The organism is Brachybacterium sp. J153, from assembly GCF_036311905.1.
Lineage (GTDB): Bacteria > Actinomycetota > Actinomycetes > Actinomycetales > Dermabacteraceae > Brachybacterium.
This window is the reverse complement of record NZ_JAZDCH010000004.1, coordinates 161,222-173,792: the sequence shown is the minus strand read 5'-3', so window position 1 is coordinate 173,792 and position 12,571 is coordinate 161,222. Positions and strand designations below refer to the sequence as shown.

The 12,571-nt window shown below is 72.1% G+C and carries 12 protein-coding genes; 5 read left to right on the top strand and 7 right to left on the bottom strand.

Annotated elements, in window-relative coordinates:
- Positions 1–41: 41 nt before the first annotated feature.
- Positions 42–1,052: a heat-inducible transcriptional repressor HrcA gene (gene hrcA / locus V1258_RS02430; RefSeq protein WP_329746545.1), complete on the bottom strand. Its 1,011-nt coding sequence runs from the start codon at positions 1,050–1,052 to the stop codon at positions 42–44.
- A gap of 180 nt (positions 1,053–1,232) precedes the next feature.
- On the opposite strand from hrcA, the gene V1258_RS02425 reads away from it, so the two are divergent.
- Complete coding sequence (locus tag V1258_RS02425; RefSeq protein ID WP_442878556.1) at positions 1,233–2,117, top strand: DUF3097 domain-containing protein; 885 nt, start codon at positions 1,233–1,235, stop codon at positions 2,115–2,117.
- A gap of 146 nt (positions 2,118–2,263) precedes the next feature.
- Positions 2,264–3,001 carry a DUF4870 domain-containing protein gene (locus tag V1258_RS02420; RefSeq protein ID WP_329748184.1) on the top strand — a complete coding sequence of 246 codons (738 nt, stop codon included), beginning with the start codon at positions 2,264–2,266 and terminating at the stop codon, positions 2,999–3,001.
- 138 nt (positions 3,002–3,139) lie between these two features.
- Here V1258_RS02420 and V1258_RS02415 read toward each other — a convergent pair whose 3' ends face one another.
- The 6 genes from V1258_RS02415 to V1258_RS02390 all read right to left on the bottom strand — a co-directional run bounded on the left by V1258_RS02415 (position 3,140) and on the right by V1258_RS02390 (position 10,115).
- Positions 3,140–3,526 (bottom strand): iron chaperone, encoded by a 387-nt coding sequence (locus V1258_RS02415; protein ID WP_329748183.1) that lies wholly within the window; start codon positions 3,524–3,526, stop codon positions 3,140–3,142.
- An 82-nt stretch (positions 3,527–3,608) separates the two neighbouring features.
- Positions 3,609–4,772, bottom strand: a complete 1,164-nt coding sequence (gene hemW / locus V1258_RS02410; RefSeq protein ID WP_329748182.1) for a radical SAM family heme chaperone HemW — start codon at positions 4,770–4,772, stop codon at positions 3,609–3,611.
- A gap of 17 nt (positions 4,773–4,789) precedes the next feature.
- Positions 4,790–5,509 (bottom strand): MOSC domain-containing protein, encoded by a 720-nt coding sequence (locus tag V1258_RS02405; protein WP_329746541.1) that lies wholly within the window; start codon positions 5,507–5,509, stop codon positions 4,790–4,792.
- Positions 5,506–7,386: a translation elongation factor 4 gene (lepA, locus tag V1258_RS02400; protein ID WP_329746540.1), complete on the bottom strand. Its 1,881-nt coding sequence runs from the start codon at positions 7,384–7,386 to the stop codon at positions 5,506–5,508. Before lepA ends, V1258_RS02405 begins: the two co-directional genes overlap by 4 nt.
- Before the next feature lie 142 nt (positions 7,387–7,528).
- The gene (locus tag V1258_RS02395; protein WP_329748181.1) at positions 7,529–8,446 is read right to left on the bottom strand and encodes an alpha-E domain-containing protein; all 918 of its coding nucleotides are present in this window, start codon (positions 8,444–8,446) and stop codon (positions 7,529–7,531) included.
- Entirely contained in the window at positions 8,433–10,115 is a 1,683-nt protein-coding gene (locus V1258_RS02390; protein WP_442878555.1) for a circularly permuted type 2 ATP-grasp protein, read from the bottom strand. Before V1258_RS02390 ends, V1258_RS02395 begins: the two co-directional genes overlap by 14 nt.
- A 62-nt stretch (positions 10,116–10,177) precedes the next feature.
- On the opposite strand from V1258_RS02390, the gene V1258_RS02385 reads away from it, so the two are divergent.
- The 3 genes from V1258_RS02385 to V1258_RS02375 all read left to right on the top strand — a co-directional run bounded on the left by V1258_RS02385 (position 10,178) and on the right by V1258_RS02375 (position 12,570).
- Positions 10,178–10,867: a type II toxin-antitoxin system PemK/MazF family toxin gene (locus V1258_RS02385; protein WP_329748180.1), complete on the top strand. Its 690-nt coding sequence runs from the start codon at positions 10,178–10,180 to the stop codon at positions 10,865–10,867.
- Between the two features lie 281 nt (positions 10,868–11,148).
- Positions 11,149–11,415 carry a 30S ribosomal protein S20 gene (rpsT, locus tag V1258_RS02380; RefSeq protein ID WP_329746537.1) on the top strand — a complete coding sequence of 89 codons (267 nt, stop codon included), beginning with the start codon at positions 11,149–11,151 and terminating at the stop codon, positions 11,413–11,415.
- 261 nt (positions 11,416–11,676) lie between these two features.
- Positions 11,677–12,570, top strand: coding sequence for a helix-hairpin-helix domain-containing protein (locus V1258_RS02375; protein WP_329748179.1), 894 nt, complete (start codon positions 11,677–11,679; stop codon positions 12,568–12,570).
- The last annotated feature ends 1 nt before the right edge of the window (position 12,571 follow it).

Here is a 12,571-nt window from a genome sequence, read left to right as displayed (position 1 = left end):
GAGCAGAGACAGAGGGGCGGAGACGGACCTCCGCACGGCGATCACTCGAGGTAGCGCGACACGTACCGCGCGATCGCCTGCACCGTGGAGATGCCGGTGACGTAGTCCATCCGGGAGGGGCCGAGGATCGCCAGATGGGAGCCCGCGCCGTAGCCGGCCCCGACCACCGCGGCCTGGGTCAGCGCGGACTCGCGCAGCTCGGATCCGATGCGGACCTCGACCGCGCCCGGCGAGGCGTGCATCTCGGTGAACAGCCGCAGCAGCACCAGCTGCTCCTCGAGGACGTCCAGCAGGGGCTCGACGTCGCGGGCGAAGTCCTCCGCGCTGCGGGCCAGGTTCGCGGTGCCCGCGAGCATGATCCGGTCCTCGACTCGGGCCGCGGCGAGGGCGATGAGCGCCTCGGCGACCTCACGGGCGGAGTCGCGGTCCGGGCGGCTGACGGTCTCTAGCAGGTCCCCGAGCGGGGCGGAGAGGTCGGTGACCTCGCGCCCCGCGACGGTGCGGTTCAGCGCATCGCGCAGACCGGCGTAGTACTCGGCGTCGCGCCCCGGGGTCACCGGGATGGTGCGCTGGTCCACGCGGCCCGACTCGAGGATCAGCACCACCAGCAGCAGGGACTCGGCGACCTTGACCAGCTCGACGTGGCGCACCCGAGCCTGCCGGCGGGCCGGGTACTGCACCATCGCGACTTGCTGGGTGAGCTGCGCGAGCAGGCGCACCGTGCGGGCGAGGAGCTCCTCGACGTCCCCGGACTGCTCGAGCAGGGCGTGGATCGCGCGGCGCTCGGGCACCGAGAGCGGCTTGACCGTCGCGACGTGGTCGACGAAGGTCCGGTAGCCCTTGTCCGTGGGGACGCGGCCCGCGGAGGTGTGGGGCTGGTGGATCAGCCCCTCCTCCTCGAGGGCGGACATGTCGTTGCGCACCGTCGCGGCGGAGACGCCGAGCTCGTGGCGCTCCAGCAGGGACTTCGACCCGACGGGTTCGCGGGTGGCGACGTAGTCCTCGACGATGGCGCCGAGGATCTGCAGCTTGCGGCTGTCCGTTCCTCTCACCTCCGACGGGCGGGGACCCGCTGTGGGTCCGATGTGCTTTGGCTCCGATGTGCTGTGCTGCGGGCGGGCCGCGGTGCGGACCCGTCGGACGGCCGACGGGGCTGGCACTTGGGGCCGCCGAGTGCCAATCCTACGCGCCCCGCGCGGTGCTCCCCGGGAGGCGTTCGCCACGGGGGTATCGTGCCGGGCGTGCCTGCAGCCTCCTCCTTCCCCGACCGGTACGGCCGAGACGTGCTGTCCTCGACCCCGCCCGCCCACCATCGCCGCCGCCCCGTCGCGACCGAGGTGCCCGCCCGCAAGGATCTCGTGGTCGAGGAGGCCTCGACCGGCTTCACCGGGGCGGTGACCCGGGTCGAGAAGATCGCCGGGGAGCTCGTGGTCGAGCTCGAGGACGGCCGCGGCGTGCGCCGCACCTTCCCGCTGGGTCCCGGATTCATGATCGACGGGAAGCCCGTGGTGCTCACCCGGGCCGTCGCCCAGCAGGCGCCCGTGCGCAAGCGCTCCGCGAGCGGCTCGGTGTACGTCGAGGGCGCGCGGGCCCGTACCGCCCGCGCCTCCCGGATCTGGGTCGAGGGCACCCATGACGCCGAGCTGGTGCAGAAGGTGTGGGGCCACGACCTGCGCATCGAGGGCGTCGTCGTCGAGCAGCTGGAGGGCGCCGACAACCTCGTCGAGCGGGTGCAGGAGTTCGCTCCCTCCCCCACCCGGCGCCTCGGGATCCTGGTGGACCACCTGGTGCCCGGCTCCAAGGAGTCGCGCATCGCGCAGCAGGTGATGCGCCTGCCCGGTGCGGCGGGGAACGTGATCGTGCTCGGCCACCCGTACGTGGACGTCTGGCAGGCCGTGAAGCCCGCTCGCGTGGGCCTCGACCGGTGGCCCCACGTCCCCAAGGGCACCGACATCAAGATCGGGACCCTCACCGCCCTCGGCTGGCCGCACGGGGACAAGCACGACGTGGGCCTCGGCTGGAAGCGGATCCTCGAGACCGTGCGCTCCTACGCCGATGTCGAGCCGACGCTGTCCGGGCGCATCGAGGAGCTCATCGACTTCGTGACCGTGGACTGAACGCCCGGGGCGCGACGAAGGTCGCGGGGGAAAACCCCCGGTGACCGGGGAGGCCCACCCCGGTGACGACGCGCAGAGCGGTCGTTAGGCTGGCCACATCGCACAACCGCCGGTCCATCCGGGTCGGCCCGAGGGAAGAGTCCACGATGAACCAGTCCGAGCACCCGCACGATCCCTTCGCCCGCGAGTCCGAGGCCTCCGCCGCACCGGAGTTCCCGGCCGCATCCACCCAGCCCGTCGGGGCCTCGGCCGAGCCCGCCCCGTCGGCGGAGCCCTCCACAGCGCCCGCGGCGGCCGATCCGTACGCCGCGGCGCCGCAGACCCCCGCCCCGTCGGCCGATCCGTACGCCGCCCCCGCGGGCGGCGCCCCGTCCGGGAGCGCGCCCTACGGCGACGCCCCGCAGCAGCCCACCCAGCCCGTCCCGCCCTCCTCAGGAGCCCCCATGTCCTTCGACCAGGCCCCCGCCCATATCAAGGGCGTCTACCCCGGCCCGCTTCCCGGTCAGCCCGCGAGCGACTCGGACGCCAAGCTGTGGTCGATGTTCGCGCAGCTCTCCACGATCGTCGGCTACGTGATCGGCGCCGGATTCCTCGGATGGCTCGGGCCGCTGATCATCTTCCTGGTCTACAAGGACCGCAACCGCTTCATCCGTTTCAACGCCGCGGAGGCTCTGAACGCCGCGATCGCCGTGTTCATCGCCGAGATCGCGCTGAGCATCGTCATCACGATCATCGCGATCGTCACCTTCGGCATCGGCTCGGTGCTGTATGTGCTCGTTGCCGTGCCGGCCATCCTGCACATCGTCTTCGCGATCCTGGGCGCCGTGAAGGCGAACCAGGGCGAATGGTGGAACTACCCGCTGAACATCCGCCTCGTGAAGTGATCGCCCGCTCCGCACGCTGAGCAGTCCGCTCCGCCGAGCACGACGAGCCCCCGGGACCCGACAGGGTCGCGGGGGCTCGTCGCTGTGGTCGGTCGTGCCGCACGGCCACAGGCGGACGCGTCGCTCCGCCGCGGCGCGTCACATCCAGGGGACGGCGTCCTCCTCGAACTCGGCGAGACGGCGCCGGGCGAGGCGACGCAGCACCTGCTCCGGGAGCGGATCCGCGTACGGCAGTTTCACGCTGCCCTTCCCAGTCTCGAGCCCCTGGAGCTCGGAGGCCAACGCCTCCTTGGCGCTCGGGGTCACGGTGAAGTTCGCATGGGCGCGATGTGCGCTGACGACGAGCAGGATGGTGCCGCGCGGGTGGAGGAAGGCGGGCGCTCCCCACTTGATCGCCTCGGTCGCCTCGGGTAGCTCCTCGCGCACCAGGGCCCGCAGCGCGCGCATCCGGCTGAGCGCGGGCTCCTCGAGCGCGTCGAGGTACCCGTCGATCGTGGTCGGGCGGGATCCGGTCGCAGGCGTCATGGAGCCAGTCTGCGCGCCGACGGATCCGGCAGCCACCGGTTCCGACGCATCGGTGTCCCGGCGGCGACGACCGACCACGGGCTCAGGGCACGAGGTCGCGGATCACGGCATCGGCGAGCAGACGCCCGGGGCGCGTCAGCACCGCCCGGCCGTGCGCCAGGGCCTCGGGATCGAGATGGCCCCGGTCGCGGTGCACGGCGAGCATGTCCCGGCGCTCCGCGGGCACGACCTCGACCGCGAGGCCATCGGCGATGCGCAGCTCGAGCATGATCCGCTCGACGAGGCGGTCCTCAGCGGCGACCTGCTCGGAGTCGGCCACCGGCAGCTCGCCGTCGGCGAGCATCCGCGCGTAGCGGCTGGGGTGCTTGACGTTCCAGGAGCGCAGGCCGTCGCGGTGGCGGTGCGCGCCGGGGCCGATCCCCCACCAGTCCCCGCCCTGCCAGTAGGAGAGGTTGTGGCGGGAGCGGTGCTCCGAGGTGCGGGCCCAGTTGGAGACTTCGTACCAGGACAGCCCGGCCGCGCTCGCCAGATCATCGACGACCTCGTACTTGTCGGCCATGTCGTCGGGGTCGGGGGCCTGCAGCTCGCCACGGCGCAGCTGCCGCGCCATCGCGGTGTTCCCCTCGATGATCAGAGAGTAGGCGGAGAGATGGTCGACCTCACAGGCGAGCGCCGCCCGGACGGAGGTCTCGACATCCGCGAGGGTCTCGCCGGGCGTGCCGTAGATCAGATCGAGGCTCACCTGCAGCCCGGCGTCCTTCGCCCACTGCACCACCTGCGGCACCCGCTCGGGGTCGTGGGTGCGGTCCAGGGTCGCGAGCACGGAGGGGACGGCGGACTGCATCCCGATCGAGACGCGGGTGATACCGCCCTCGGCCAGGCGCGAGAGCGAGGCGCGGGTGACCGAGTCGGGGTTCGCCTCGCTGGTGACCTCTGCCCCGGGGGCGAGCGGGATCCGGGAGCGCAGGTGATCGAGCATGGCGACGAGGTCGTCCGCGGGCAGCAGGGTGGGGGTGCCGCCGCCGAAGAAGACGGTGGAGATCTCGTCGTACTCGTAGCCGGCCGCACGGTCCGCCGCGAGGGTCAGGTCCATCTCGGCCCGGGCGTTGTCGGGGTACTCGCGCTGAGATCCGCCGCCGCCGAGCTCGGTCGCCGTGTAGGTGTTGAAGTCGCAGTAGCCGCAGCGCACGGCGCAGAAGGGGACGTGGACGTAGACGGAGAGGTCCTTGCCCGCCGTCTCCGTCATCGCCGTCGTCCCGGCTGTCACAGCCCCATCCCGAGCCCCAGTCCGCGGCCGGTGGAGCGCAGGCGGTCCGGGAAGCGGGCGTCCCCGTCGGCCCGGATGAGGGCGTTCTGCGCGGCGCCGACCAGGGAGTCGTAGAGCACCGTGGAGGTGTCCTGTGCCCAGTCCAGCAGAGCGCGCGCCTGCTGCGGCGACAGCCCCCGGAAGGAGTCGGCGATGCTCACACCGTGCTCGGGCCGGGAGATCACCTCGATCGCGTCCTCGGCACGGGTCTCCCCCTCGACGAGCACCCGGAAGTAGGCGCCCGCGTGGCCGCCCTCGGTGAAGCGTCGGCCCCAGCGGCGGTCCCCCATCCAGGCGGCGAAGGTGCCGCAGGGATTGCGCGGGCAGGTCGCCTCGATCTCGGCCGACCCGATGCGCCACCGCTCCCCGATCACGGTGCCGTCGGTGTCCTGACCGGCGGTGACGAGGTTCTCGCCGAAGGCGCCGTCGGGCAGCGCCTGCGAGCGCTCGGCCGCGTACTGCTCGCGCACCTCTCGCGAGTAGGCGTAGACGGCCTTGAAGATCCCGCCGTGGTGCTCGCGATCGCCCTGCACGTCGCCGAGCACGCCGTGCGTCAGCAGCCGGATCGGGCCGTCCACGGGCCTCTTGTCGATGCCGCTCATCAGGCCCCGCTCGGGGACCGGGAAGAGCTGCGCGACCGTGCAGACCGCGGCGATCCGTCCCGCTGGGGCGGTCACTTCTTCTTGCCGTCCTTGCCGGCCTCGGCGGCGTCGGAGGAGAGCGCGGCGATGAAGGCCTCCTGCGGCACCTCGACGGAGCCGATGTTCTTCATGCGCTTCTTGCCCTCCTTCTGCTTCTCCAGGAGCTTGCGCTTGCGGGAGATGTCGCCGCCGTAGCACTTCGAGAGCACGTCCTTGCGCATGGCGCGGATGTTCTCGCGGGCGATGATGCGCGCGCCGATCGCGGCCTGGATCGGGACCTCGAACTGCTGGCGCGGGATGAGGTTCTTGAGCTTCCCGGCCATCTCGACGCCGTAGTTGTACGCCTTGTCGCGATGGACGATCGCGCTGAAGGCATCGACCGGCTCACCCTGCAGCAGCATGTCGACCTTGACCAGGTCGGCGGTCTGGGAGCCGGAGACGTCGTAGTCGAGGGAGGCGTAGCCGCGCGTCTTCGACTTCAGCTGGTCGAAGAAGTCGAAGACGATCTCCGCGAGCGGCAGGGTGTAGCGCAGCTCGACGCGGTCCTCGCTGAGGTAGTCCATGCCGCCGAGCTGGCCGCGCTTGGACTGGCACAGCTCCATCACGGCGCCGATGAACTCGCTCGGCACCAGGATGGTCGCCTTGGTGATCGGCTCGCTGATCTCCGCGACCTTGCCCGTGGGGAAGTCGGAGGGGTTCAGCACCTCGACCTCGGTGCCGTCCTCCATCCGCACGTGGTAGACGACGGAGGGCGCGGTGGAGATGAGGTCGAGGTCGAACTCGCGCTCGAGGCGCTCGCGGATGATCTCGAGGTGCAGCAGGCCCAGGAAGCCGACGCGGAACCCGAAGCCGAGAGCGGTCGAGGTCTCCGGCTCGTAGTTCAGGGCCGCGTCGTTGAGCTTGAGCTTGTCAAGGGCGTCGCGCAGCGCCGGGTAGTCCGAGCCGTCGATCGGGAAGAGCCCGGAGTAGACCATGGGCTTGGGGTCCGAGTAGCCGGCCAGCGCCTCGGTCGCCCCGCGCACCGAGGTGGTGATGGTGTCGCCCACCTTGGACTGACGCACGTCCTTCACACCGGTGATCAGGTAGCCCACCTCGCCGGGGCCGATGCCCGTGGTGGGATGCGGCTCCGGGGAGCTCACGCCGATCTCGAGCAGCTCGTGGTGGGCACCGGTGGACATCATGTCGATCCGGTCGCGGGCGCGCAGGTAGCCGTCGACCACGCGGACGTAGGTGACCACGCCGCGGTAGGTGTCGTACACGGAGTCGAAGATCATCGCGCGGCAGGGCGCCTCGACCTGTCCCTCGGGGGCGGGGAGGGTCCGCACCACGTGGTCGAGCAGCTCGGGCACGCCCTGGCCGGTCTTGCCGGAGACCCGCAGCACGTCCTCCGGCTCGACCCCCACCAGCTGGCCGATCTCCGCGGCGTACTTCTCCGGGTCCGCGCCGGGCAGGTCGATCTTGTTGAGGACGGGGATGATGGTGAGGTCGTTCTCCATCGCGAGATACAGATTCGCGAGGGTCTGCGCCTCGATGCCCTGGGCGGCGTCGACGAGCAGGATCGCGCCCTCGCAGGCGGCCAGCGAGCGGGAGACCTCGTAGGTGAAGTCGACGTGGCCGGGGGTGTCGATCATGTTCAGGGCGTAGTTCACGCCGTCGACCTGCCACGGCATGCGCACGGCCTGGCTCTTCACGGTGATGCCGCGCTCGCGCTCGATGTCCATGCGGTCGAGGTACTGGGCGCGCATCGCGCGCTCGTCGACGATCCCCGTAATCTGCAGCATCCGGTCGGCCAGGGTCGACTTGCCATGGTCGATGTGGGCGATGATGCAGAAGTTGCGGAGCCGCTCCTGGGGCGTCGACGCGGGCACGATGTCCCGGGCCTCATCGGCAGCGATCCTCGGGGTCACCGGCATTCGTCCTCTCGTACGGGGATCCGGGCGCGCGCGTGCGCCGGGCATCGGTCCATCGTCTCACGGTCGGCTCCCGCCGCCGCCTCGCTCCCGGCGCCGACGGGCCGACGTCACACGGGCTCGTCGGGTCCGGGGTGCCCCTCGCTCAGCTCGCGGGATGGAAGTAGGTCGCGCCGAGGGCGCGGGTGACGGCGCCCGTGACCATCTGCAGCTGCTCCATCTCCTCCTCGAAGTCCGCGACCAGGTCCTCGAGGGAGCGGAAGCGGAGGCTCGCCGCGGCGCGGCCCACGATCCGCCGTCCCGGCTCCTCGGTGCCCATACGGTCGAAGGTCGAGCCGTGGAGCTTGGCGAGGGTGTCGAGCGCCTCGTCGACCTCCATCAGGCAGTACGCGGCCGAGCGCGGGAAGATCGAGTCCAGCAGCAGGAACTCGATCGCGCGCGAGGCCCGCACCCGCCCGCGGTAGGAGCGGATGTACGCCTCGTGGGCGCTGCAGGTGCGCAGCAGCAGCACGGTCGAGGCGTCGGTGGTGTTCTCGAGGTCGTGCCCCTGCAGGACTCGGGCGAGCATGTCCACCCGCTCGAGCAGCTGGCCGATGCGCAGGAACAGCCACGCCTCGTCACGGGTCATCGAGGAGTCGATCAGGCCCGTCACCACGGCGCAGCGGTCCGTGGCGTACTGGAAGGCGCCGTGCATCCGCGAGGGCCACAGCTGACGGGGCAAGCCGAGGGTGGTGGCGTTGAGCGACTCCCACACCTCGGTGGACAGCACCTCGCGGGCGCCGCGCGCGTTCTCCCGCGCCGCCTGCAGCGCCCCGGCGACCGAGGAGGGGTTCGCGCGATCGGTGACCAGGTCCTCGAGCACCCCCTGTACGGTGAGCTGCTCCTCGGCCGGCCGGTGCATCCCGAAGATCTCGTACAGCGCGCGGCAGGACTCGGAGACCCCGAGGTCCGGGTCCTCGGTGAGGGACTGCAGCCCCACGTCGAGGATGCGGGCGGTCTGGTCGGCGCGCTCGACGTAGCGGCCGATCCAGAACATCGAGTCGGCGATCCTACTGAGCATCATCGGCTCCCTTCGGCGCGGTGTCGGTCTCCGGGTCCAGGGCGTCCTCCACGTCGATCAGCGGGATCGCGGCGGTGACCGGCGCGGGTTCGCGGACGCTCGGCTCGGCCGCCTCCTCGCGGGGGTCGTCGAACTCGTCGCCGTCGAGGTCGGTGGGGTCCTCGATCCCCTCCTCCGCGAAATCGGCCGACGGGACCTCACCGGCGGTGGGTCCGGCCCCCGGGGCCGAGCGCTCGGGAGCGAGCACCCAGGTGTCCTTGGAGCCGCCGCCGCGGGAGGAGTTCACGATCATCTCGCCGCGCGGTAGCGCCACCCGGGTCAGTCCACCGGGAAGCACCCACACGTCGTCGCCGCTGTTCAGGGCGAAGGGGCGCAGGTCCACGTGGCGCGGCTCGGGCCCGTCCTCGACGAGGGTCGGGATGGTGGAGAGCTGCACGACGGGCTGCGCGATCCAGCCGCGGGGATCGGCGCGCAGGCGCTCCCGCAGGGCGTCGAGCTCCGCCGGGCTCGCGGCGGGTCCGATCACGATGCCTTTGCCGCCGGAGCCGTCCACGGGCTTGACCACCAGCTCGTCGAGCCGGTCCAGCACCTCCGCGAGGGACTCCGGCTCCTCGAGACGCCAGGTGTCGACGTTGGGGAGGATCGGCTCCTCGGAGAGGTAGTAGCGCACCAGGTCGGGGACGTAGGTGTAGGTCAGCTTGTCGTCGCCGATGCCGTTGCCGATCGCATTGGCGACGACGACCGAGCCCGCGAGGATCGCCCGAACCAGACCGGGCACGCCGAGCATCGAGTCGGGGCGGAACACCTCGGGGTCGATGAAGTCGTCGTCGGTGCGCTTGTAGATGACGTCGACGCGGCGCAGCCCCGCGGTGGTGCGCATGTAGATGCGGTCGTTGCGCTCCACGAGGTCGCCAGCCTCGACCAGTTCGACGCCCATCGTGCGCGCGAGCAGGGAGTGCTCGAAGTACGCGCTGTTGAAGCGGCCCGGGGTGAGGACGACGACGGTCGGGTCCTCCCCCGCGGTGTCCGGAGCGGCGGCCTGCAGGGCGGAGAGCAGCCGGCCCGGGTACTCGCCGACCCGGCGCACGGGGCGGCTCGTGAACAGCTCCGGGAAGGTCTGCGCCATGGCGCGGCGGTTGGAGAGGACATAGCTGACCCCGCTGGGGGTGCGGACGTTGTCCTCGAGCACGCGGAACTCTCCCGAGCCGTCACGCACGAGGTCGATGCCGGAGATGTGGATGCGCACGCCGTTCGGCGGCTGGTAGCCGCGCATCGCGTCCACGACATAGGTCGAGGAGCGGACCAGCTGCTCGGGGATCACCCCGTCGGCGACCGCGCGCTCGTCGGTGTAGAGGTCGTCGAGGAAGTGCTCGAGGGCGCGGACGCGCTGCGCGATGCCCCGCGAGACGCGCGCCCACTCCTCGGCGTCGATCACCCGGGGGATCGCGTCGATCGGGAAGGGGCGCTCCTCCCCCGCATAGTCGAAGGTGATGCCCTGGTCGAGATAACTGCGGGCGAGCGACTCGGAGCGGGCGCGGAACTCCTCGGGGCCGAGCCCCGAGAGCGCCTCGTGGAGGGCGGCGTAGGTGGGGCGCACGACGCCGTCGGGCGCGAACATCTCGTCGTTGCCCGCGCTGGGGTCGACGCTCCGGAACAGCGGGGTGGAGGTCATGCGTACCATCTAACACCGTCCCCACCTCGGCTCGGGCGAGAGCGCCCAGGAAGAGACGACCCATGTCGCTGCTGTCCCGGCTCGGTTCCCTCGCCCGCACCCTCGCCCGCGATCCGCAGGTCCGTCGCGGGGTCACGCGGCTCGGCCGGGAGGCCCTCGAGTCCGTCCGCGAGGGCCGGCGCGACGCTCCGCAGGAGGCGCGCCGCCCGGTCGCGTCGGACTCCCCGGCCCGCCGGACCGACACCCCGAACCGTCCCGGACCGGAGTCCGTGGGACAGCGATCCTCGGGCGACGCCGAGAGCGCCGGCGCGCTGCACGACCGCACCGGCTCCGACCCGCTCGCGCTCGAGTACACACCCCGGGAGGACGATCACGCCGATCCGGGCGAGATCGCCTGGGCCTGGGTGCCGTTCGAGGAGGACATCATCCGCGGGAAGGACCGCCCGGTGCTGGTCCTGGGCCGCGAGGACGCCGCCGTCGGCGGACCGGACGGCAGCGGTGACGTGCTGATCGCCCTGATGCTCACCTCCCGCGACCGCGCCGCCACCGGCGGGGTCTCCACCGACGAGCACGGTGCGACGTGGGTGGACATCGGCTCCGGGGACTGGGACGCGCAGGGGCGCCCCTCCGAGGTGCGCGCCGACCGGCTGCTGCGGATCGCCCCCGGGACGGTGCGCCGCGAGGGGGCCCGGCTGGACCGCGACCGCTACGACCGCGTCGCCGCGGCGGTGCGCCAGGTGCACGGCTGGTGAGGCCGATGACCAGGCCGATCATCTGAGAGACACGCCGCACATAGGGTTCGTGGCGAGGTTCCGCTCTGCTAGAGTCCTTCTCCGTATGTGTGACATACCGTTCGGTGTGCGCAAGCCGTCGACCCGCCGTGTCAGGGTCGAGGGATCTGCGACCCGGATGAGTACTCGTGGCAGCGTCCCGGTACCGACGTCTCCAGGCGAATCCCCACCGCCGTCCCCGTCGATGCCGGTCCTCGGCCGCCGCGGGAGATCCACCAGAGCATCACAAGAGAAGAGTCTTCGTGGCAAACATCAAGTCCCAGATCAAGCGGAACAAGACGAACGAGAAGGCGCGCCTGCGCAACCGTGCGTACAAGTCCGAGCTCAAGACCTACGTGCGCAAGGTGCGCGCTGCCGTCACCGCGGGCGACGCCGACGCCGCCGGCGAGGCGCTGAAGCTCGCCTCGCGCAAGCTCGACAAGGCCGTCTCCAAGGGCGTCATCCACCAGAACCAGGCCGCGAACCGCAAGTCCGGTCTCGCCAAGCTGGTGGCCTCCGTCCAGGCCTGATCGCCCGGCACCACGCCTCGGAAGAGCCCCGCATGCCCCGGCATGCGGGGCTCTTCTGCGTCCAGGCCCGCTGCGCGCGATGATCCGATGGGCCGGACCGGGCCAGCCCGCGTCCCCGGGGCCGCGGGACGGCGGCGGTCCACTCCCCCGCCGGCGTCCCGGACGCCACCGGCGGCCCGGACCGTTCCTCCCCAGGGGCGGTCCGTCCCCAACCGTCCCGCTCCGGACGCGCTCTGCGGCGCCCCGATCTACGGTCGCGCCATGGGAGCATCACGAGAAGCAGGGCGCGGGTCCCGGCGGGCCGCGCGACACCGGCGGGCATCGGCGGGGCCCGGAACCGTCCCGCGCGACGAACCGGAGCCGCTTGACGCGGACGAGCCGCTGGTCCGTCGCCTCGACCACGCCCCGCAGCGCCCTTCCCGCCTGCGCCGCCTCCCCGCGCCGACGCCCGCGGCGCTCGTCGGCCTCGCGGTGCTCGTGCTCATCGCGGGCGGCGTCATCCATCTCTCGAGCGCGGGCACCGCCGTCCCCCTCGATGAGACCGCCGCGACGGGAGAAGAGTTGCCCACGGGCGCCAGTGAAACGGGGAGCGGCGCCGGGAACAGCGCGGGAAGTGGCGCAACGGCCCCGACTCCCTCGGAGGGGCCTTCCACCGCCCCGGAGGACTCGGCCGGGGCCGAAGCGGAGAGCACCGACGAGGTGGTCGTGCACGTCTCCGGCGCGGTCACGGCGCCGGGTCTCGTGCGCCTGCCCGCGGGGTCCCGCGTCGACGATGCGCTGCGCGCGGCCGGGGGGACCACCGAGGAGGCGGACCTCTCGGCGATCAATCTCGCCCGGCCCCTGACCGACGGCGAGCAGGTGCACGTACCCCGGCCCGGGGAGGAGCCGCCGCCCGTGGCCGCGGCCCCGGCGGGGTCCTCCGGGGAGCCCGGCGCCGGAGACGGCGCCCCCGCCTCCGCAGCGTCTCCGATCGACCTCAACACCGCGACGGTGCAGCAGCTCGTCGAGCTGCCCGGGGTGGGCCCCGCGATCGCGCAGCGGATCGTCGACCATCGCGAGGCGAACGGCCCCTTCACCTCCGTCGACGACCTGCTCGAGGTCTCGGGGATCGGCCCAGCAACCCTCGAGAAGATCCGTCCCCTCGCCACCGTGTGAG